12 protein-coding genes are annotated in these 24,596 nt (G+C 42.5%); 9 read left to right on the plus strand and 3 right to left on the minus strand.

Features of this window, described 5'->3' with window-relative positions; all coding sequences use genetic code 11:
- The first annotated feature begins 108 nt into the window (after positions 1 to 108).
- The 3 genes from G8O23_RS07705 (at position 109) to G8O23_RS07715 (ending at position 2,727) form a co-directional block, all read left to right on the plus strand.
- A complete protein-coding gene (locus tag G8O23_RS07705) occupies positions 109 to 930 on the plus strand; it encodes a peptidylprolyl isomerase (RefSeq protein ID WP_166363445.1) in 822 nt (273 codons plus the stop codon).
- Between the two features lie 6 nt (positions 931 to 936).
- Entirely contained in the window at positions 937 to 1,956 is a 1,020-nt protein-coding gene (gene pheS, locus G8O23_RS07710; protein ID WP_166363447.1) for a phenylalanine--tRNA ligase subunit alpha, read from the plus strand.
- A gap of 72 nt (positions 1,957 to 2,028) precedes the next feature.
- Positions 2,029 to 2,727 carry a Crp/Fnr family transcriptional regulator gene (locus G8O23_RS07715; protein WP_166363449.1) on the plus strand — a complete coding sequence of 233 codons (699 nt, stop codon included), beginning with the start codon at positions 2,029 to 2,031 and terminating at the stop codon, positions 2,725 to 2,727.
- Here G8O23_RS07715 and ruvB read toward each other — a convergent pair.
- Positions 2,724 to 3,746, minus strand: a complete 1,023-nt coding sequence (gene ruvB, locus G8O23_RS07720; RefSeq protein WP_166363451.1) for a Holliday junction branch migration DNA helicase RuvB — start codon at positions 3,744 to 3,746, stop codon at positions 2,724 to 2,726. The genes G8O23_RS07715 and ruvB overlap by 4 nt on opposite strands.
- 26 nt (positions 3,747 to 3,772) lie before the next feature.
- A complete protein-coding gene (gene nadA, locus G8O23_RS07725) occupies positions 3,773 to 4,780 on the minus strand; it encodes a quinolinate synthase NadA (RefSeq protein WP_166363453.1) in 1,008 nt (335 codons plus the stop codon).
- 552 nt (positions 4,781 to 5,332) lie between these two features.
- Here nadA and G8O23_RS07730 point away from each other — a divergent pair.
- The 5 genes from G8O23_RS07730 (at position 5,333) to trpS (ending at position 19,780) form a co-directional block, all read left to right on the plus strand.
- A complete protein-coding gene (locus G8O23_RS07730) occupies positions 5,333 to 7,021 on the plus strand; it encodes a hypothetical protein (protein WP_166363455.1) in 1,689 nt (562 codons plus the stop codon).
- A 261-nt stretch (positions 7,022 to 7,282) separates the two neighbouring features.
- A complete protein-coding gene (locus G8O23_RS07735) occupies positions 7,283 to 17,071 on the plus strand; it encodes an InlB B-repeat-containing protein (protein WP_166363457.1) in 9,789 nt (3,262 codons plus the stop codon).
- 150 nt (positions 17,072 to 17,221) lie between these two features.
- Complete coding sequence (locus G8O23_RS07740) at positions 17,222 to 17,962, plus strand: MlaE family ABC transporter permease (protein ID WP_166363459.1); 741 nt, start codon at positions 17,222 to 17,224, stop codon at positions 17,960 to 17,962.
- Positions 17,959 to 18,717, plus strand: coding sequence for an ABC transporter ATP-binding protein (locus G8O23_RS07745; RefSeq protein WP_166363461.1), 759 nt, complete (start codon positions 17,959 to 17,961; stop codon positions 18,715 to 18,717). The genes G8O23_RS07740 and G8O23_RS07745 overlap by 4 nt, the downstream gene beginning before the upstream one ends.
- Before the next feature lie 73 nt (positions 18,718 to 18,790).
- Positions 18,791 to 19,780, plus strand: coding sequence for a tryptophan--tRNA ligase (trpS, locus tag G8O23_RS07750; protein WP_166363463.1), 990 nt, complete (start codon positions 18,791 to 18,793; stop codon positions 19,778 to 19,780).
- A 93-nt stretch (positions 19,781 to 19,873) separates the two neighbouring features.
- On the opposite strand, the gene G8O23_RS07755 is transcribed toward trpS, so the two are convergent.
- Positions 19,874 to 21,301 (minus strand): hypothetical protein, encoded by a 1,428-nt coding sequence (locus G8O23_RS07755; RefSeq protein WP_166363465.1) that lies wholly within the window; start codon positions 21,299 to 21,301, stop codon positions 19,874 to 19,876.
- 263 nt (positions 21,302 to 21,564) lie between these two features.
- Here G8O23_RS07755 and G8O23_RS07760 point away from each other — a divergent pair, with 263 nt between their 5' ends.
- On the plus strand, positions 21,565 to 24,594 hold the full coding sequence (locus tag G8O23_RS07760; RefSeq protein ID WP_166363467.1) for a ligand-binding sensor domain-containing protein: 3,030 nt from the start codon (positions 21,565 to 21,567) through the stop codon (positions 24,592 to 24,594).
- Positions 24,595 to 24,596: the final 2 nt, after the last annotated feature.

Below are 24,596 nucleotides of genomic sequence, written 5' to 3' on the forward strand. Positions count from 1 at the left end.
AAGGTAAAAGGTATAATTAATACGATCCATTAACGTATTAGTTGATCTTTACATTACTCCTTTCACCTTTTTTAATAAAAAAGTAATCACTTTCAAAAACTAAGAATTATGAAGTCTCTAACTGTGAAGTTGTTTCTTGTAATAGTTTCGTTAGCATTCGTTTCCGCTTTTTCAGGTTGCAATAATCAATTGTTAAAGGGCGATGAACCAGTGGTTTTAATTGAAACAGATATGGGTTCAATAACAGTAAAGCTATACAACGAAACACCTAAGCATCGCGACAATTTTATTAAGCTTGCCGAGGAAGGATTTTACGATGGGGTAACTTTTCACAGGGTTATTGAAAACTTTATGATTCAAGGGGGTGATCCATCAACCAGAGAAAATTCCGAAATCGACTCAGACGATGCAGGATATACGATAGATGCGGAGTTTGTTCCAACAAAATTTCATAAAAAGGGTGCTCTTGCTGCTGCCCGTATGGGTGACGCCCAAAATCCTGAGAAAAAATCTTCGGGTTCTCAATTCTATATTGTACAGGGTAAAGTATTTAATCAAGATGAATTGAAACAACAGGCCGAGCGAAAAAATCAGATGATTCGCAATTCTACAGTTAATAAGCTGGTTATGGAAAAAGCCGACAAGCAAATGGATGATGGCATTAATCCTGATTTTACTAAGATCTATACCGAAATGCAGGATACCATTGCTCTTGTTATTAGTAATCTAAAGCCATACGAGTTTACTCAGGAACAGATTGATATTTACACCACAGTAGGTGGAACACCGCATCTCGATGGTGACTATACCGTTTTTGGAGAGGTTATCGAAGGATTCGAAGTTATAGATAAAATAGCCACAGTTAAAACTGGAGCGGGCGATAGGCCAATAGAAGATGTTAAAATGAAAATAAAGGTTTTAAAAAAATAAGTTGTAATGAATAGAAAGATTGAGGAAATTAAGAGAGAGGTTCAAGAACTTTCGATTAAAACGCTAAAGGAACTCGAAGACTTTAGGGTTTTAATGCTTGGAAAAAAGGGAAAGATAACTGAATTATTTTCGGAATTTAAAACTATACCTAACGAGCAGAAAAAGGAAATTGGAAAAGTTATTAATGATCTAAAGAATTTGGCAGTAACACGAATTGCCGACCTTAAAGATACCCTAGAATCTTCGAGCAGCAGCATCTACAGTTACGACTTATCGTTACCAGGATATCCAAGTAAAATTGGAAGCCGCCATCCTATTTCGTTGGTAAAGGAAGAACTTTTTGATATCTTTAAAACCCTTGGTTTTAGCGTTGCCGAGGGTCCCGAAATTGAGGACGATTGGCATGTATTTAGCTCATTAAATTTTCCCGAAGAGCATCCCGCTAGGGATATGCAGGACACTTTCTTCATTAAAAGTAAACCCGAGATATTGCTGCGAACCCACACCTCGTCTGTTCAAATTAGGGTAATGGAAAACGAAAAACCTCCCATTAGGGTTATTTGCCCTGGCAGGGTTTTCCGTAACGAGGCTATTTCGGCACGTGCTCACTGCATTTTTCATCAAGTTGAAGGATTATATGTAGATGAAAATGTTTCGTTTGCCGATCTAAAGCAAACCCTTCTATTTTTTGCTCAGGAACTTTTTGGTAAGGACGTAAAAATCCGATTACGCCCATCGTACTTTCCTTTTACCGAACCCTCAGCAGAAATGGACGTAAGCTGCAATTTATGTGGTGGAAAGGGTTGTGGAGTTTGCAAGTACACCGGTTGGCTAGAGATACTTGGCTGTGGAATGGTCGACCCAAATGTTTTGGAGAATTGTAATATCGACTCAAAAAAATATACGGGCTACGCTTTTGGTATGGGTATAGAACGAATTGCTATGCTTAAATACCAAGTTAAGGATTTACGTATGTATTTCGAAAATGACTTACGCTTCTTGAACCAGTTTCGCTGTGTTTTGTAATTAGTAATAATCTGATTTTAAAACATTTTCATTAAAATATTGTTGTTTTGTTTGGATAATGGGATTGTAGATATGGAAGAAAAACACAATTGCAAGGGATGTTCAGCATCATCAAATTCGCTTTTTAAAACGCTGAACCAGGAGGAAACCATATTTCTAGAAAATCAGAAATCGTGCTTTATTTACAAAAAAGGCGACATCCTTTACAAGGAGGGTAGCCGTATTCAAGGTGTTTTCTGTTTAAACAAGGGAGTTCTCAAAATATACAAAACAGGCTCCGACGGAAAAGAGCAAATTGTTGCCTTCGCACGAAATGGTGATATAACTGGGTATCGTTCGGTACTGAGCAATGAACCTGCCTGCACTACCGCAGAGGTTATTCAGGAAGCAGAAATTTGCCAAATACCTGCCAATGTTATTATCCAGCTAGTTAAAACCAACGGCGAATTTGCTTTGTCGCTCATGCAGCTAACTTGTCGTGAGTTAAACCAGGCCAATAGTTTCATTAAAGATATTGCACAAAAAACAGTTCGTGAACGTTTGGCCGAAGCTTTACTTATGCTCGAAGAAACCTTTGGTATAGCCGAGGGTGGCCATTTGAACATTACGCTTACTCGTGAAGAGCTAGCTAATATCGTTGGTACAGCAACCGAATCGGTTATACGTCTGCTTTCCGAATTTAAAGCCGATAAGATAATTTCAATGGATGGGAAAAAAATAACGCTGGTTGATAAACCTTACATTAAGAAGTTGGCCAAATCATTCTACTAAAAAAGAAGACCCTGCTTTCCAAAATTTTCTATTCCCAAATGTTTTAAAGCTAAGGGCGTAATTTCTCTGCCCCGTGGCGTTCTATTTATAAAACCCTCTTTTATTAAGAAGGGTTCATACACCTCTTCGATAGTTCCACCATCCTCTCCTACTGCTGTTGCAATGGTATTTATACCAACAGGCCCTCCGTTAAACTTATGAATAATTGTTGTTAGTATACGATTATCCATCTCATCTAAGCCACGCTTATCAATACTCAGAGCATCTAGGGCTATTCTAGCTATTCTAATATCAATATTTCCATCGCCCTTTACTTGAGCAAAATCTCTTACTCTTCGGAGCAGAGCATTAGCGATTCGGGGTGTGCCCCTGCTTCTTAATGATATTTCCAAAGCAGCTTCCTCCGATATTTCAATATTGAGTATATGAGCCGATCGCTTAATAATTTTTTTTATGGTATCTGTATCGTAGTACTCCAAAAGCGATTTTATTCCAAAACGGGCTCTCAGGGGACTTGTTAAAAGACCGCTTCGTGTGGTCGCTCCTATAAGAGTAAAGGGATCGAGTTGAATTTGTATACTTCTGGCGCTAGGGCCTTTATCAATCAGAATGTCGATGCAGTAATCCTCCATAGCCGAATACAAATACTCTTCAACTATTGGGCTAAGCCTATGAATCTCATCTATAAAAAGAACATCGCCTTTTTCTAAATTTGTTAGTAAACCAGCTAGGTCTGCTGGTTTATCGAGAACAGGGCCACTCGTTACCTTTAAGTTTACTCCTAACTCCTGAGCTATAATATTGGCAAGTGTAGTTTTTCCGAGCCCTGGAGGGCCATGAAGCAAAACATGATCTAAGGCTTCACCTCTCATCTTAGCCGCCTGAACAAAGATCTTTAGGTTCTCAACTATTTTTTCTTGACCACTAAAATCTTCAAACTCAATGGGTCGAACCTTTTTATCTAAGTCTCTATCGGAATCAGTCGATTTAATACTTCTTAAAAAATCTTGATCATCCATGCTTTACTGTTCCTAAAATGAAAGGATTAAATTAAACCTATTTTTTTAGATATGTCAAGCATACGCTCAATAGGCTTCACTGCTTTCTTTCTAATCTCTTCGTCAAGTAATACTTCGGGTAGCTCGTATTTTAGCGTATTGTAAATTTTTTTAAGGGAGATAAGTTTCATAAACGAGCACTCATTACAACCGCAAGAGCTATCCTTGGGGGGTGCAGCAAAAAATGTTTTGGCGGGACAAGCCTTTTGCATTTGATGCAAAATTCCCCATTCGGTTGCTACAATGAACTTATCCCCTTCATCCTTCTGCACAAAGCTAAGCAATGCAGAGGTTGATCCAACATAATCGGAAACTAAAAGTATAGGTTTTTGACACTCGGGATGAGATATAATTTTTGCTTCTGGATTCTCCTTTTTGAGTTCCAGTATTCTCTCGAGCGAAAATTCCTCATGAACATGGCATGCTCCATTCCACACCACCATATCGTCCCTGTTAGTAATTCGTTTAATATAATTACCTAAATTTCTATCGGGAGCAAATATTAAGGGGGTATCTTTGGAGAAACTTTCTACAATCTGCACAGCATTACTCGATGTACAGCAAACGTCAGAAAGCGCTTTTATCTCTGCAGTAGTATTAACATAGGTAATAACTGTGTGATTAGGATGTTTATTGACAAATTGCTCAAACTCTTCAGGAGGGCATGAATCGGCCAAGCTACATCCTGCATTCAAATCGGGGATTAGCACTTTTTTATCGGGCGAAAGCATTTTTGCTGTTTCGGCCATAAAGTGTACACCTGCAAAAAGAATAATGTCCGCAGTAACCTCAGCCGCTTTTTGCGATAATCCTAAGCTATCGCCAATGTAGTCGGCAATATCCTGTACATCGTTGGTTTGATAGAAATGCGCAAGAATAACTGCATTCTTCTCCTTCTTTAACTTGTTAATTTCTTCAACAAGGTTAATATTTGGGTCAACAGGTAAGTCGATAAAACCCTTTTCGAGGTTTTTCGATGATTTATTAACAGCCATATTATTATAATCTTTTTTCTTATTAAAAATTTTAAAAACTTAATGATGATGTTATCCTGTTAATAGCGTTGAAAAGTTAAAACGATATTGCTTGCAAAATTCGTTATTAAATGTGTGATAACAAACTTTTCACACAAGATTAACAAAAACAAACCATGAACCTCAGGCTATTCTACACTTTATTAACAAGTGTTGGTATCCCTTTGTTGATAATAAAAAGTACGATTTCAACAGGCACCTTTTCGGTTAAAAATCGGTTTATAAAAGATTACGATTTTCGGGAGCAAGCTATTTCATTTTTCAGAATAATTATTAACGAGTATAGATGTTCAGAAAAGCAAAAAAACATTTGAATTTTAAATCACCTAAAAGCTAACAATGTTTTAACAGGCAGCTAACGGATTGGTAAAATGCCCTTTGTAGATGAAGAGAGCAGAGTTGTTGTAACGCTATAAAATTGTGCTCTTCCCAAATTATTCTTACTTTGCCCCCAATATATCTGCGCTATTTCTAACGCTAGTCGTTTTCTGGAGTAATTATATCAGCCTTAGTATGAAAAAACAGTTAGTTTGTACAATAGTATTTGTGTTTTCTTTTACTATGGGCATTGCCTTTTCGCAAGCACAAGCCTCACCCTTTCTCGTAAAAGACTCTGTTCGCATCGAGAATCTACTAGACTCAATAGAAACACACATATATGTTAACAATAAGCAAAAAGCCTACGAGTTAACATTAAGAGGTCTAAAAACGTTCGACACCACTAGCTACCAGCAAGGCAAGGTAAAGTTGTTACAGCGAGCGGCTACACTTAATAGCCTTTACGGCATGTCGCTCGACAGTGGCGTGTTTTACCTAAATCAAATGCGAACATTATCGTCGCAAATTGGCTTTAAAAGAGGGCTACTTTGGTATGAGCAAACCTTTGGGCAGATTTACCTTATGCAAAAGGATTACGAAAAGGCTTATCGGTTTTATAGAGGTGCATACCAATTAGCAGTAGATATTGACGACAGTATTGCGATGGCAGATGTTCTGCCATATATCGCCCTGATGCAGATAAATAATGGTCACTACGATAGCGCCAATGTGAGTATTCGCAGAGCTCTTCCTATGGTAAGACGGTTTGGTATGAGCAGAACAGAGATTATGCTTTACGATAGGTTGGCCCGTATTTTAAAAGATGAACAGCAGCTCGATAGCGCCGCATTTTACTATAAACAATCGCTCGAAGTTGCCCAGAGCAAAAATAGTAAACTGGGTATCCTTACGGCAAACTTCAACCTAACTTATATGAGGTTTGTAAGGGATAGTTTTGCAGATATTGAGGACGACCTATCTACCCTACTTGTCCAAATGAAACAGCATGAATTGTTAAATGTGTATATTGCTGGCTCCTACATACTTTCTGATGTTTTGGAAAGCCAAAAGCAGTATCAAAAGGCACTCAATTTATACAAGCAAATAAGATCGTTTGAGGACTCTTTAATTGGTAACGAAAGGGTAAGAAAGGTGGTTGAGCGCGAATCCGATTTTTACCTAAACCTTAAAGAAATAGAAAACCTGCAGCTCAAGAAAGATGGCGAAATACGGGAGTTACAACTTCGCAATCGTAAGCTGGTTATTTACTTTACCTCATTTTCTCTATTGGTGCTTTTTATACTGCTGATAAATATCGTGAAAAAGTATAGAGAAATTCAGCAAAACATTAAAACTATCAGAGAAAAGGATCGCATAATTTTTGAGAAGGATATGGCCATAATGGAGAAGGAGAAGGAAAAAGCTGAGCAAATGGTTGAATCTCAGCGCAAGGAAAACACGGCCAAGCTTATGCGGATTTGTAATTACCAAGAAATTGCTCGTTCAACTACCGAGGAACTCCTAAAACTTAAACGTGAGATTGTGGGCAGTGGGAGGCAGGCAAGCAAAGTGTCAAGTGCAATACAAAATATTATTAACACCATAAATGCTCATAATCAGGAGCACCTTTGGTCCGAGTTTGAGACCTCATTTAACGAAACCGATCCCGATTACCTTAACCGTCTTGCTGCTCGATTCCCCGACCTTACACCCAATGAGCTTAAGCTGTGTATTTTTCTTAAGTTAAACCTACGCACCAAGGAGATATCGGTTATAACACAGCAAAGCCTAAAAAGCATAGAGGTTGGTCGGACTCGGCTTCGAAAAAAGTTGGGTATAGACAACACTAACACCAACATAACCTCCTTTTTGCAGCAGGTATAGGCAATAAGCCCTCGCTTTCCTCTAGTTTTTTTCTTGTGACCCATCCATTGTACTACCATTCAGGGTAAGGCTACGTGATTTGCTATGTCACTTTGGGGTGAAAAATCACCTACTTCAACTCGTGCAACATAAGCCACACACAAACAGCAATATAGATTGTTGTGTAGTGGTATTGTAGCAATTTTGATGATGATAAAAATCATCCTTTTAGCGATGAAAGCTTTTTCTTTACCGCCACAAACTTTCTAAAATAAATTTTTTATGAGAAAACTTTACTTGCTGTTAGTAATTCTTGTCGTCTCTATTTTTACGTATGGACAAGATGTGCTAAGCGTTGGTTCTGGTACACTGGAATCGCGAGAAAATGTAAAAGAGATTCTCTCGGGAGAGCAACAGCTTCACCGGGGTGTCAAGTTTATGGAGCAATACTATGTTGTTTTAACTTTTGAGAGCATTCCCAATCAAGAAAAAAAGGATGCCCTTGCAAAGCAGGGAATAACCCTACTTTCGTACATTGGAAACAACACCTACTATGCTACCATTAAAAGCACAGACGAAGTTGCTATCCAAAAGCAGCTGGTTTCATCGTCGGTTTTGTCGGTATTGCCCGTTGATCCTATGTGGAAAATTGCCCCCCAGCTACTTAAGGGCGCAATACCTGAGCATGCAAAGGTTACAAACGATATTGTACGCGTAAGCGTTATAGTATTCGATACTGCCGATAAGTCTACCATTGAGAGAGAGCTAAAAAGCAAGGGATTTAGGATAAACAGTATGGCACTTGAGTTTAATATTGTAAACATTGAGTTGCCACTAGTAAAGCTAATGGAATTTGCTGCTATTCCTTGGGTAAAGTGGATTGAGTTTGTGGCTCCTCCAATGGAGCTAGATAACAACAGAGGGCGGAGCATGACCCGTTCCAACATTTTGAGTTCAAACCTTATGGGCCAACGCGAACTTACTGGTAAAGGCGTAAATGTTGGTATTTGGGACGGAAGCATTGAGGCTCACCCCGACCTTGGCGACAGGCTAGTTTCCAAGGAGTTTGAGTATATGAGTGAGCACGGACAGCACGTTTCGGGAACCCTTGCTGGTGCTGGTCTTATCGATCCCAAAGGGAAGGGTATGGCTCCTGGTGCAACTGTGTACGCATGGAACTTCAACACCCAGCAAAATGGGCTTAGCGTACAGCAGGAGATGCTTATGTCGGCACGCGATAATGGTGTGGTTATTACATCAAACTCATATGGCGTTCCTATGAGCGAAGCTCGCTGTACTTCACCGGTCGATTATAACGCAACGGACCTACAGCTCGACCAACTTGTAGGTTTTTATCCTGTGCTTGCGCATGTGTTCTCGGTTGGTAACGATCAGCAAGCTTGTATGACCTCAACCGGTTCGCTTTACGGAACATCTACCAAGCGAGCCAAAAATGCCATTTTTGTTGGTGCCTTGGATCACCTAACCGGTATGACCAACTTTAGCAGCTGGGGACCAACCAACGATGGCCGTATCATTCCCCATATCTCAACCTTTGGCGATTGGGTATATTCTACCGTTTATGGTAATACCTACGATGGTGAGTATTGGAGCGGAACATCCATGGCTTGTCCGGCAACATCGGGAACCCTAGCACTGCTTTACGAGCGCTACAAGCAAATTTATGGCGATTTTCCCATTGCCTCGTTGGCAAAGGCTGCCATTCTAAATACTGCCGAGGACAAAGGAAACCCGGGCCCCGACTATGCTTTTGGATACGGGTCGCTTGATGGACAAAGAGCTGTTGAGCTGATTGAAAAAAACAGATTTTTTGTTGGTAGCGTTGACAACGGCGAGCAAAACACCCACACCATTAATGTGCCTGCTGGCGCAAAGGAGTTAAGGGTTATGCTTGTTTGGTCCGATTACCATGGCGTTAGCGCATCAAAAGCCCTAATTAACGATTTGGACCTTACCGTTATCAGCGGCTCAAACACCTTCCTCCCTTGGGTTTTAAACCCTGCTAACCCAAGCGCAAACGCCACCCCTGGTGTTGATAGGCTTAATAACCAGGAGCAGGTTACCCTTACAAACCCAAACCCCGGATCATACACAATTACTGTAAACGGTTTTCATATACCTCAAGGGCCACAGGAGTACGCGCTGGTTTACGAGTACTATATGCCAACCCTAACCGTTACACACCCCAACGGAAGCGAAAAGTTTAGCCCAGGCGAAATGCCTGTGGTGCGTTGGTCGTCGTTAGGCTATGAGGGCGATTACACGCTTCAGCTATCTACCGACAATGGCCAAACCTACCAAACCATTGCGTCTAACATTCCCAATAGTCAAAAGGATTATATTATTACCATTCCAAATACCATTACCGATAAGGCTTTGGTGCGCGTAATTCAGAATGGTACAATGGACGTGAGCGACGCTCCATTTAGCATAATGCCCGCAACAAGCAACCTTAACCTTACACCTGCAGATTGTGGCGGAGCTAACTGGCAGCTAAATTGGGAAGCAGTAGATGGTGCCGCCAAGTACATAGTGCTTAAGGCAAATGTTGGCGAAGGTTATTACTATGAAATTGGCGAAACAGCTAGCACATCATTCGATCTGCCCGAGCTAACAACCGATCGTAATATTTATTCCGTTGCTGCCGTATCGGCCAGCAATGTGGTAAGCGAACGTGCATATGCCGTAATAGCTAACCCATCACTACCGCTCGACCTACAGGAGGTTGGTTTTCCTTTCGAAGAGGATTTCACTAAGTACCCCAGCGATTACGTTAAGGTTACTGCGGGCTCGGCTCTTGTTCACACCTACGAGGCTACCCTTTTTGCCTATTCTGCAGCACAAAACATAAACCTAAAGGGTAAGGCTGACAACCCATGGAATTCAACAGGCGATTTGTTCCAGAGTAACCCAAACAATGTTGGTAAGGCAACCATTTGCGAAATTGATGCAATTAATATTAGCGGTAACTTATTCTTCCGCTTTGCTGGATTACTTCAAAATACAGGCGAAAATAATGCCCGTATGCGAGTTCGTGTAAATGGCGAAAACCTAACCAACACCTACGGTCAAACCGAGTTGGCTGCAACTGGCACAGGTCAAAATATTATGTACTACAACCTTGCCGATTATGTTGGAACCAAGTTTACCCTTGAAATTGAAGCCGTACTTCGCAACGATGGCGATATGCTTCGCGCAGGTCACTTCCTTCTTTGGCAGCCAGAGTTTGATGCGGGCATTACATCAATTACTGTTCCTAGCCCATCAAAGGATCTTTCTACCAGCGAAACAATATCTATTAGGGTAAGAAACTACAGCGGCGAGGAAATTGCTAATGTACCTGTTAGCTATACCGTTAATGGTGGATCAATTGTAAACGAGGTTATTGAAGGACCCATAGCACCATTCTCTAATTTCGACTACAACTTTGTTAACAAGGCTAACTTGTCGCAAGAAGATGTTTTGTTCACTATTGAGGCTACTGTTTCTGTTGAGGGCGACGAAACACCAAGCAACAACTCTCGCTCTGCCCAAACCACACGCTTTGGCAATTACTACGTAATGCCAAAAACTAACACAGGCAATACGCTGGTAGCTACCGCTGAACCAACCATATTTACCGACGATGGTGGAAAAGTAATGAACTACAGCAACGCTGTTAATGGAGCAGTGGTTATTAATCCTACCACAACAGGAAAAAAAGTAAAAATTAAGTTCACCGAGTTTAATGTGGAGGACAACTACGATATTCTTAGAATTCGTAGCGGGAACCTTTCTACCTCTCCTATAATTGCAACCCTAACAGGTAGCGAATTGCCAGAGGATATCTACTCTCTAGCCTCCGATGGTAGTTTGCGTGTTGAGTTTATTTCCGATGCCGAGGGAACTCGCTCGGGTTGGGTAGCAGAGGTTACCGAGGTTGATGCCTCTGAGGTGGTTACTGACAACACCTATACTCTTTCTATGCTCTCTAATTACAACGGCAACTACTCAGCACCAAACAATATCAGAATAACCGTTAAAAATAACACAACAGAACCCGTCACCAACGTTCCTGTTCGATATAGGGTTGACGATGGCGAATGGGTGAATGGCGTTATTCCAACTATTGCCGGCGGAGCATCGCAGGCATATACTTTTGCCCAACAGCTCACTATTCCTGAACTGGGGACTGCGTTTACTCTTACTGCCGAAGTTACCGCAGAGGATGGATTGATGACCGATAACGTTATCTCCAGAGCCCTACTTAGCGACAAGTACTGCTTCTCCTACTCAAGCGGTTCTTCGTGGTCTGGTGGAGGTCTTTTCCTAATTACCAACGTAGCTAAAGGCGAAGAAAGCAACCCTACGTCTGCAGCAGCGCAAGGAGGAACGGCGCCACAGTATTTCCGCTCTACAGTTTTCCCTCTTTATAAGGATTTAGATAACGAGGCAATTACCGTGAACATTAACGCTCACCGTACAGGCGGTAAAATTGGTATTTGGGTTGACTGGAACAACGATGGCGATTACACCAACGATGGAGGTCCCTATTCGGTTAACACAACCGAGGGCGTAACCTCATATAACATTGCCATACCAGTACCCTCAGGAACAGAGCCAGGTATGTACTTTGTGCGCATTAGGGCCACAACCCACTCTACTCTAGCCCCTTGTGCCAGCGAGTATAGCAATAATGGCGAGGTTGAGGATTATATGGTTAGGGTATTCAATAGCTACCCAACAACTTTAGATGTAGCCCCAATTGCCACCAATTTAGCCAACGGCTCAAACCTAACGGCTAACGAAACGGTAACGGTTACTATTCAGAATAACGCTTCAGTACCTGTTAGCAATTTCAATGTGGCAATGAGCGTTAATGAAGCACCTGAGGTTGTTGAAACAGTTACAGATGAGATTCCTGCTTTTGGAACCTACGAGTACACCTTTACAGCAACTGCCGATCTATCGGAAGCAGGTCCTCATACCGTTGAGATTTACACCCAGCTTACCGACGATCAGGATACCGATAACGACCTATTGGTTGCAAACATCTTCAACGAAAAACCTGCTGTTGATGGCTTCTTCGCCCTTAATTTCGACGGTGTTAACGATGCCGTAAATGCAGGAACCCTTGGTGGCACAAATTTACAGTCGTACACCTACGAGGCTTGGATTAACCCAGCCAGCTACGGTGGGCATGGTGGCCCCATAGGCTTTGGTCGTCTATTCGAGGGTAAGGCTGCAACCATATTTCTACATGGTACAACCAACACCAACTACCCCGACCAGTGTCTAGTTATTTCAACCGGAGGTGGCTCATACCACACCAATGCCAATAGCATTAGCCTTAACGAGTGGCAGCACGTTGCAGTATCGTTCGATAATGTCAGCAAGGCGCTCAAAGTGTATTTAAATGGAGTTGAAATACCCGTAGTAGTTAAAACTGCGGCAACTACAATTGATAATAATGCAGCCAGCAGCCTGTACATTGGTAATAACTCGGGTCTGGCAAGGCCTTTCGAGGGCATTATTGACATTGCTCGTGTATGGAGTGTTGCCAAATCGCAAGCCGACGTGGCTGCCAATATGCACACCTCGGTGGCTGGCTCAGCGAATTTAATTGCAGAGTTCCTATTCAACGAGGGGTACTTCAATAGCAAAACCTACTCGGGAAGTATTGAGGCAAGCATACTGAATGCCGATATAAGCATTTCGGAAAGCAGCATTTGGGTTGAACCTAGCGTTGACTTAATTTCGTTTGCTCATGCAACCCAGGTTGTTGACTGGTACCAGGTAAACGGCAACCATTATCGCCTAGAGGTTGAAAATGAAACCGATCTTAGCTCTCTAGCTCCTACATTTAAGGCTAGTATGCCCGGAGCTGTAGTAACGGTAAGTGGAGTAACTCAAACCAGCGGTGTTTCTACTGTTGATTTTAGCAACTCGCTTGTTACTCCTATAGAGTATGTAGTTACAGCAACTTACCAAGGTAAAACGCTTACCAACACCTACACTATAGATGTTATTAAGGAACCTAGCATGGCGTGCGAGCTGCTTACCTTTAGCATACCTTCGTTAGGTATTGAGCCTTCTACTGTAGCCATGAATATGGAATTTGATGTTGATGCCAGTACAGATATAACCTCGCTGGTTACCAACTTCACCATTTCCGATGAGGCTAGGGCTTACGTAAATAATGTTGAAATCTTCACAGGATCATCAATAGACTATACAAACCCTGTGGTAATTGAAGTTGTTGCAGCCAACAACAGAACCATTGGCTACTACAACATATCGCTACGCAAGCAGCAAACCATTACCTGGGAACCTGCTACGCTGGCCAAAAACTATGGCGATCCTGAGTTTACTCTAGAGGCAACCAGCAATACTCCGCAGGATATCTACTACACATCCAACAACCCCGAGGTTATTAGCGTAGTTCTAAACAGGGCTACAGTAGTGGGTGTAGGTAGCGCTACTATTACCGCTTACCAGCTTGCTAGCAATAGCTTTGCCGAGGCTACACCAGTGGCAAAAGAGTTCTCTGTGGCCAAGGCTCCTCTTACCATTACTGCCGACGACCATACAATTGAGTTCTCCGATGCAATTCCAGAACTCACCATGTCGTTCAGTGGATTTGTTAATGGCGAAAACGAGTCGGTTATCGACGAGCTACCTAGCATTAGCACAACTGCAGTACAGAACAGCCCCGCAGGTGTTTATCCAATTACCCTAACGGGTGGTAACGATAACAACTACAGCATCACTCTAAATAATGGAACCCTTAGAATTATTGATGTTGATGCGTTTGATGTAAACTTTAGCGTTACGTATAGTGGAAACCCCGATCAGGGTGTAAACATCAATATCAATGGTATTGATCTTACAACCGATGTAAACGGAGAGGCTACCATTAAGCTAAAAGCGGGTACTTACGAGTATATTGCTACCAAAACCGGACGCGAAGACTACTCGGGCTCTGTTACAGTTGTTGATGCTGCTCAAGCCGTAGATATTGTATTACTGGCTCCTCTCCCAATTTTCACAATTACCTACACAACCGATGGTAATGGTAGTATTACTGGGAATACAACCCAAAGTGTTAAGCAAGGGTTCGATGGTACAGAGGTGACAGCGTCTCCAAAGTTAGGATACGAATTCGATAAGTGGAGCGATGATGTTACCACTGCAACCCGTAAGGAGGAGAACGTACAGGGAGACATTAGCGTTACGGCGCTATTTAAGCTAAAGGTTTACACCCTAACCTATATTACAGGTACAAATGGAACCATTATTGGCGACGATGTGCAGTATGTTGAGCACGGAGCAAGCGGTACCGAAGTTGAGGTTATTCCTGCCGATGGTTACTCATTTGTAAAGTGGAGCGACGGTGTTACCGACAACCCACGTACCGATGTGAACGTGATGATGGATAAAACGGTAACTGCCGAGTACACCAAGATTTACTCGCTACCTTACACCCAAACATTCGATGGGACAACGCTTCCTGAAGACTGGGAAAATGTTGACAACAATGCATCGGGTGGAGTATGGCAATTCAAGGCAGCAACTAAAAATGGTAGTACGCTAGCAGGGTCATCTGCTAATTATGCCATATTGGATAGCGATTTTTATGGTATGGGTCAAGCTCAAGATGCAGACTTAATAAGTCCAACTTTCGACCTAACCAGCTATTCAGCCGTGAATCTAAAGTTTAACCACTACTATAGACACTACTCAAGTTCGGCCACTGTTTCGTACAGTATTAATGGAGGTGCTTGGGTTGAAATTCAGAAGTGGATAATCACTACAGCTAATTCTGTAGAATTCGATCAGGCAATAGATGCTGTTGCAGGACAAGGTAACGTGCGTTTTAAGTGGAATTTCCAAGGAAGTTGGGGATACTACTGGCTAGTTGATGATATTGAGATTACAGGAACCTCTGCCGCTGGCGAGTACACTGTAACCTACCGTGCTGGCGACAACGGAACCCTACAAGGTGCAACCGATGGAATTATTACCCAGGTTGTAACTGCTGGCGAGAATGGTCCAACGGTTACCGCTGTTCCCAACGCAGGATTTGCCTTCTACCAGTGGAGCGATGGCGTTATCGACAACCCACGTACCGATGTGGTGATACGGGATATTGATGTAACCGCAATTTTTGGAAGCGATTGCTCACCTATTACCAGCTTGCCATACTTTGAGGATTTCAATGCCTCAACCTCTGCACCCGATTGTTGGAATGCACCTGCTAATGCCAATGGAAAAACTTGGACATTTGGCCCAGGTAGCTATACCGTTAGCTCGGGTAATAGCGCATACTTCGATGGTATGAGTGTAGGATTTGGAGAAACTGAAACCGCTGAACTGGTTTCGGCTACCTTCGATTTATCTGGCCAGTCACAAGCATACCTATCGTTTAGACATTTACACTACCCAATACTAGGTAGTACAGCAAAGGTTATGTATTCTGATGATAATGGAGCTACTTGGAGTGAACTTAGTGTTTGGACTGGGGATGTTTGGATGCAACATGTTAGCATTGAAATTCCAACGCTATCATCAACAGTTAAATTCAAATGGGAAATTACTTGTAATTCTCTTAACCTAGGCTGGTATATTGATGATGTAGAGGTAAGAACAGAGCCTACAGTAATGCTTACTTATAATGCCCAGGAGGCTCAGGACGAGAATGAAGATTGGTATAGCATGGGTTACATTGATGGTAATAGAACTCAAGTACTAGTTGTTGGTGAGGATGCTACCTCTGTAACAGCAGTTCCCTACGAAGGATTTAGGTTCACTCAATGGAGCGATGGCGTAACCGACAACCCTCGTACCGACCTGAATGTGACAGAAACTAAAACTATTACAGCTTGGTTTGAGGCTATTCCAATGTATGCTGTTAGCTACGGCATAATAGGCTCTAACGGCACGCTAAATGCTGCTGCTGGGGGAACTGAAATTATTACTGGTAGCACAATAGCCGAAGGTACTGAAGTAGTTTTCACTGCAACCCCTGAGGTTGGTTATCGAGTTAAGGAATGGACCAATAATGGTGTTCCTGTTGCTGAGAATGTTACCAATACCTACATTATTAGTAGCATTATGTTGGATGCGGATGTAACTGTTGAGTTTGAGTCAATTCCAACCTACACCCTAACCTACACCGCAGGTGCCAATGGTACTATTACAGGTGAGGCAACTCAAACAGTTGATGAAGGTGCTAACGGAACCGCTGTTACAGCCCTTCCTGCTACGGGTTACCACTTTGTGAAGTGGAGCGATGGTGTAACCGCCAACCCACGTACCGACGAGAACGTGACTGCGGATATTACCGTTGAAGCTGAGTTTGCAATTAACACCTACACGCTCACTTACACTGCTGGTGACAATGGCTCGCTTACAGGTGAAACCACCCAAACAGTAAACCATGGTGCCAACGGAACAGCGGTAGAAGCCGTTGCTGCTACAGGCTACCACTTTGTGAAGTGGAACGACGGTGTAACCGCCAACCCACGTACCGATGTTAATGTAACCGCTGATATTACCGTTGAAGCTGAGTTTGCAGTGACAACCTACACTTTAACATTTGTTGTGCTTGATAAGGACCAGCAGGCCATTGCGAATGCAAGAATAAGCATTAATGGTGCCGACCTTACAACAGATAGTGAGGGTAAAGCAGAGGTAGACCTCGCAAACGGTACCTACGACTATGCTGTTGAACTGGAGGGATACGAAACAGTTAGCGATGAGGTTACAATTTACAACGCCAATAAAGAAGTTACCATTAATATGGTAAATGTTGGTGCAGCAATCAATTCGCTTGCCGATGTTAGGGTATATCCAAACCCATTCTCTAGCAGATTAGTTATTGGAAATGCCGAGAGTGTTACACGAGTTGAGATCACCAATATGATTGGTCAAAACCTATACCGTCATACTTTTGTGTCGGGTGAGCATGAGCTAATTGTGCCAACCTCGTCACTAAAGGCTGGAGTCTATCTCGTGTCAATTTATACTAACGATGGAAAACGAACTGTTAGAAAGGTTATAAGGGAATAATTTAGGTTGTTTAGTTAGGGATTAAGGGCTGCCTTTTTTGGGCAGCCCTTTTTCTTTGTACTTAAATAGTCAAGCTGAAGGAATATAGAGTTAGTGGCTTTGTACGATCTATTTTTTAATAAATTGCTACATTTGTAAAAAAATTACCAAATGAACCTGTTCCACACCATAGGTCAATACATCCTATTCCTGGGGAAGGTGGTTGCAAAACCTGAGAAGTGGAAAATTTTTTATCGCGACACCGTAAAGGAGATCGATAAGCTGGGCATAAACTCCATTGGGATAGTAGCCATTATTTCAGCCTTTATGGGTGCTGTTATTACCATTCAAACTGCCTACAATACCGAAAACCCCTTGCTTCCCAACTACCTTATAGGTGTTGCTGCGCGCGATAGCATTTTGCTTGAATTCTCATCTACAATAGTAGCCCTTATTCTGGCGGGAAAGGTGGGGAGTAATATTGCTTCCGAAATTGGCACCATGCGGATTAGCGAGCAAATAGATGCCCTAGAGATAATGGGTGTCAACTCAGCCAGTCATCTTGTACTGCCCAAAATACTTGCGGCTATGCTATTCAACCCTTTCCTGTGTATAATGAGCAATGCTGTTGGTATTATTGGTGGATGGGCTGTGGGCATCCTTACCGGTGTAATCACCACCCAGCAATACATCGAAGGTATACTGTACGCTTTTATTCCATACTACATTATATACGGGGTAATCAAAACCATTGTTTTTGCCTTTATCATCACTAGCGTTTCCGCATTTTACGGATACTATGTGTCAGGAGGATCGCTTGAGGTGGGCCGGTCTAGCACAAAGGCGGTGGTGCATAGCAGCGTAGTAATTTTATTGTTCAACCTTATTTTAACCCAACTGCTGTTATCATGATTAGGGTGCAGAATATATCCAAATCGTTTCTCGACCGCATTGTGCTAAAGGATATTACGGCAAGGTTCGAAAGCGGGAAAACCAACCTAATAATAGGGCAGAGTGGTTCGGGCAAAACCGTGCTCATGAAATCGATTGTTGGGCTGCACGAGGTAGATCATGGCGAGATATACTACGGCGATACTCTTTTTAACAATCTGAATTTTAAGGAGAAGAAAAGACTTCGGCAGAAAGTGGGTATGCTTTTTCAGGGTGCTGCACTATTTGATTCGGCTACCGTTGAGGAGAATGTGATGTACCCCCTAGAGATGTTCACCGAAATGACCAGCGAGGAGAAACTCGAAAGGGCAAATTTTTGCCTACAAAGGGTAAATATGGATAACACCAACAACCTGTTTCCATCGGAGCTAAGCGGGGGGATGAAAAAGCGTGTTGCCATTGCACGGGCCATTGCGCTTAACCCCAAATACTTATTTTGCGATGAGCCCAACTCCGGACTCGACCCCAAAACCTCAATCCTTATCGACAACCTGATAAAGGAGATAACCGAGGAGTATGGCATAACAACCATTGTGAACACCCACGACATGAACTCGGTGATGGGAATTGGTGATAATATCATCTTCATATATCAAGGTGAGAAGTGGTGGGAAGGCACCAAGGAGGAGATATTGAACTCCGACAACAAGGAGCTAAACGAATTTGTTTTTGCCTCCGAGCTAGCCAAGCAAATTCGCTATGGACACAAGGCCTAGCCCTTTGCAAAGCACAATTTTCACATTCTAAATCTTTGTTATCTTTGCAAATATTTTCAAAAATTTTATTGCTATGGATATTGTTGTAAGCGGAATCAGATCGACTGGTAAACTCCATTTGGGCAACTACTTTGGTGCCCTAAAAAACTTTGTGAAAATGCAGCACGAGAACAAGTGCTACTTTTTTATTGCCGATTACCACTCGCTTACAACCCATCCAACCCCCGAGAACCTTCATGGTTCCGTTAAGCAGGTGCTTGCCGAGTACCTGGCCTGTGGACTCGACCCCGAGGTGGCCACGCTTTATGTACAAAGCGATATTCCAGAGATACCAGAACTTTACCTGCTTCTGAATATGAACGCCTATCTGGGTGAGCTGGAGCGCTGCACATCGTTTAAGGATAAAATCCGTAATCAGGCCAACAATGTGAATGCTGGTCTACTTACCTATCCAACGCTTATGGCTGCCGATATAATAATACACAAGGCGCACAAGGTGCCCGTGGGTAAGGATCAGGAGCAGCACCTCGAGATGACCCGTACTTTTGCCAATCGTTTCAATAGGCTCTACAACGTGGAGTATTTCCCCGAGCCCGTGGCCTACAATTTTGGCGAGCAGCTAGTAAAAATTCCCGGTCTCGATGGTAGCGGAAAGATGGGGAAATCTGAGGGAAATGCCATTTACCTATCCGATGACCCTAAAACTATCCGCAAAAAGGTAATGAAAGCCGTTACCGATAGCGGACCCACTGAACCCAACCAGCCCAAGCCCGAACCCATTCAGAATCTGTTTACGCTCATGAACGTAATTTCATCGTCCGATACCCAGCAGTATTTCAACGATAAGTACAACAGCTGCGAGATTAGGTATGGAGATATGAAAAAACAGCTTGCCGAGGATATTGTAGCATTCACTGAGCCATTTTACACGCGAATAGAGTCAATCCTCGCCGACACCAACTATCTTCGCAAGGTGGCAAAAATGGGAGCAGAGAAGGCTCGCGAAAGCGCAACCCGAACAATTAAGGAGGTTAGAGAGATAATTGGGTTTAGGCAGTTTTAAGTGTTGGCTTTTTTCAGAAAAGTAATACTCAAATCATAACGAAAGAGCTCCTCGGTCATCCGGGGAGCTCTTTCATCGTTAAAGGATTGCTAACTATCTGTTCCTGGTTCTGCTATTAGTACTGTTTTTTGAGTTGCTTTTCGATTCGCTTTTTGTAGCAGAACCCTTACTGCTTGAGCTTGTCGAGGAGCTAGCCTTTGCCGACGATCTGCTGCTCTGGCTTGGTTTTGCTTGTTGAGCCGATGAAGAGGACGACGATCGATTACTTCTGGAAACAGAGGGAGATGAACCCTTGTTGCTACTCGATGAGGATTTGTTAACCTCCCTGCTACTTGTTCGTTGTGTTGACGGCCTTGCCGTAGTTGTTGTATTCGACTGGCGTGTGCTTTGCCTAACGCTATTACCGCTAGTCTCTCTTCGATTGGAAGTATTTCCCGAGCGAACATCACTAGACGTATTATTACTTGTATTGCGTGTGCTTACCCTTGTGGTTTGGTTTGTGTTGCTTCGTTTGCTGTTGTCAACTCGTCTTATTGGGGTGGTAACCGTTGCACTGCCCGAGTTCCTATTACTTACCCTTGTGGTGTTATCTACCTTGGTTCTATCCTGTTTTCGGGTGGTGCTGTTTACCGAAGCGGTACCGGTGGTTGCTCTTTTCCGTTCCGATACCCTTTGGCTGGCAATCTTTTCGCCTGCGGATCTGGTTTCGGGTCGGGTGTATGTATCTCTATACCTGCCGTTGTTTACATTTACAACTACAGTTGAGGATGTACGCCTAACTCGTGAGTAGTAAACGGTTTGGTAGCGAGAGCTTCTGTAGTGTCTACAGTGTCTATAATGCGCATAGTAGTGAGGGTGCCAATGCGAATGGTATCCGTAGTAATAGTGCCAGTAGTGTGGGTGCCATGGGTTCCAGTAGGAGGGGTAGTATCCCCAGCGCCATGCCGAACGCCATGGGCGATAGTATGGACTGTATACGTAAATAACTATAGGCCATTGCGAAACCTCGTAAAAAGTTGTTGATACAACATGACCACCATAGTTTGTTTCGGCTATGTAAACGCTATTCCCACGGTAGCCTGGGTTGGGGGTTTCGGCATATACTGGCTCTACAATGTAGTTCGCACCATATAGAGCCTCATCGCCAATTAGCTGAATTTGTACCGCTCCGTTTGGGAATTTCTCAACCACAATAACTGCTACATCCTGATAGTCATGCTCGTTAAGTGCTACACGAAGAACAATGTTGTGCAAATCATCCTCAGCGTAATCGAGAACCATAATGTAGTCAACATAATTATCGTTGTTCAAATCGAGGTTGTTAACCATTTGCTCAGGGTCGTTAAGCTTGCGCTCAAATGCCTCAAGCGTTTCAGAGCTTTGGAAGAGATCCATCACGGCATAAAGGTTGAAGTTGTCACCGGGTAGTCCCAGATATTCCTTCGGCGAGCTTTGGGCCGCGACCATGCTTGTTCCTAGGGTTAGGAAAGCAAGAACTGTTATTTGAATTAGTTTTTTCATGGCTATATTATTTAAAGGGTTTTCGTTTTTATACTCACTATCAAAACCTATGCAGTTTTTTTATTGTAACAACTTTGGTAATCTTAGCTTTTATAATTAATTTCAATTATCAATCTGAATGTAAGTTAGTTTACAAATTACTACAAATCAAATACTATATTACGAAACGGTATTTTGAGCTTACCAACGTGTTTGTATAGCTATCTTCGTTCATTATTGACATGGGGAAATCTGAAATAAAACGTTTAAAGTAAGTGATTTTGTTGATTAGGTCAAGATTTGGAATAATTGTTTGGTTACTCATTTGTTCGTATGTAACAATTGCTCAACCTCAGTATTTAGGGTATGAGATATTTAGCGAAACAAATGGCTTGCCAAACAACGAGGTTAGGTGTATTCACAAGGACACCAAGGGCTACATATGGTTTGGAACCATATACGGGCTTGCTAAGTACGATGGTAATAAATTCACTGTTTTCAAGCATCAGTCCGATGCAAATAGTATTTCTGGAGATGTTGTAAAAGCACTCTTTGAGGATAGCTACGGAAATATTTTGGTTGGAGCAAATGGTTTATCTATTCTACATCGCGAAACAGGCACATGGCAGAACTATTTACACGATCCGCGTGATCCCTCGTCAATTAGCAGTCCCAATATCACATCAATTACACAGGAGAATGATAGTATTTACTGGATTATTGCTAGTAATGGGCTCAACAGGTTTAATCTAAATACAGGCAAGTTCCAGCTACTGAATCTGCAGCTTACCTCTAGGGTAACCGAATCAAAAATACACAACATAATTCCTGGTGAAAGCCTTACCTTTTCAGTTCTACATACTCTTTACCATTACAGCATAAAAAGCAATAGGGCATCAATAGTTTTTGCCGACGAAGGGTATAGAGAGTTGGAGCATTTTGCGGGAAATGTTGTGGGAATTAAAAATTTTGCCGACAATTCTCATCATTTGGTTAGTTTCGATAAAGACCTTAACGAGGAGATTATTCTAAAGCGCTACGTGGGATCAAGGGGAAAACTATTCCACGATGGCAATCGTTTATATTTTGTTCATAAAAACCAAATTACCGCTTTCGATTCAAGGCTTAATCCTATTGAAACCCTTATTTTTAAGACCAAATCCGATGATATTACCACGGAGTATCTTAGCGTTATAAAGGAAGAGAATGGTACGTTTTGGTTGGGAACCACAAGCGGAGCAATAAAGGTTTTGCCAAAGTCATCCTTCCAAATTCTCGATTCGAAAAGTGGACTCCCCAATGAGTATATCCGTGCGCTTACCATCGATTCAAATAATAACCTGTGGATTGGGGTAAGGCAGGGCCCAGCGTACAAAATTTCCAATATCGACGATTTTTTGGCAAATCGACTCAAACAGATCGATCCAATAAATTTCCCCAGTCCAGGAGGCGAAGTTTTTGCAACAAACCATATACTTGAACTCGCGAACGGAAACCTAATATTTGTTACCAACCAAGCTGTTTATCATTACCATACAAAGGAACGGCGGTTTACCGATCGGTATTATATTCCTAATAACAGGCAGTATTTTTCAGCCATTGAGATTCCTGGAGGCATTCTGGTTGGATCGCTCGAGAAGCCAACGCTTTTCAAGCTTAACATAAAAAACGATAGGTTTGAGCGGGACATGAATTTTAGAATAACTAACAAGCCCGACATTGTATACTCAATGTTTGTTGATCGAACAGGTGAGATTTGGGTAGGAGGCGAGGGGTTGTTCCGTCTAAACCCTCGAGAGAACTTTGCCAACACCATACTCGAGGCCGCAATTCCACCTATTAGTGAGGACAACTACTCCAACAACTCCTTTTGGAGCATAACGGATATTGACGACCATCGGCTAGTTGCAGCAACCACAACCAACGGATACTACGTATACAACAAGAAAACGAAGGAGTATACTCATTATGGGAAGGCCAACGGACTAACCACCGACTTTCTATGTACTGCGCTAACCGATTCCAGGGGAAATGTTTGGTTAAGCACAAAGGAGAGTTTAGCACAAGTTGATACGTTAGATTACTCAATTAGAAATTTCAGCATTAAGCAAGGGCAGTATAACAGCGATTTTACTTTTAAGTGTGGGGTTAGAACACAAGAAAACTACCTGCTCTTTGGAAGCAAGCAGGGCATAATGTTTTTCCACCCCGACAGCGTTACCTCTTCAATTACAGAAGCTCCCCTATATGTAAACGAGCTTCGGGTTTTCGACAACGTTGTAGGCAGAGAGATATCAAACGGCGACACTATTCTACTGAAGCATAACGAAAACTTTTTTTCGCTTGAGTTTTCAATGCTCGACTTCAGAAATCCGCAGGATATTGAGTACGAATATCAGCTGGTTAATTACGACAGATCGCCCCGGAGAGTTGCATACAACCACAATGCGGTGAGCTATACCAATGTGCCACCAGGGCACTACGTATTTAGCCTAACAAGCCAAATTCCTTCGGAAGTCAACAGTAAGCAAACCATTGAAATAGCACTGGTTGTGCAGCCAGCCTACTACCAAACCCTATGGTTTAGGGTTGGTGTTGCCCTTATCTTGATGATGGGAACACTGTGGATTATATATGCTGCTTTTCGTAGAAATGTGCTATATGGAAGGCTACAAAAGATGGAGCTCGATTTGCTTCGTTCACAAATCAATCCACATTTCATTTTCAACACCCTAACTTCCATTCAGCATACCATCATGTCGAGCAGCAAGGAGGAGGCTGTTGATACCCTCTCGCGGTTTTCGAGGCTCATGCGTATGTTTTTGGACTATTCCAGATTGGATTACATCCCACTGGATAAGGCAATTCAGTTTTACAGCACCTATGTTACAGTACACTCAGTAAACCTCGACGAGGTAATCGACTTTAAAATATCCGTCGACGGATCAATCGATCAGCAAAAGGTAAAGATTTCGCCAATGCTTATTCAGCCATTCCTCGAGAATGCCATAGTGCACGGCCTTTCGCCTAAAAGTAAGGATATGAAACTTACACTGGAAATAGCGATGGAAAACCATTGGCTAAGCTGCATAGTGGCTGATAACGGGATTGGCCGCAAAAAGGCTATGGAGATAAAAGCCAAAAAGGCTAAGGCACATAGCTCGGTGGGCATTGAGATTAGCAGTAAGAGCATACTTCTGCAGCTACAAAAGGGACGGTTTATAGAGGAGTCGTTTACAATTGTTGATAATTACGATAAGCAGGGAAGCCCCACGGGAACAACGGTACATCTTAAAATTCCTTACAGAATATAGCC

This window comes from Perlabentimonas gracilis, from assembly GCF_011174675.1.
Taxonomy (GTDB): Bacteria; Bacteroidota; Bacteroidia; order Bacteroidales; family Tenuifilaceae; genus Perlabentimonas; species Perlabentimonas gracilis.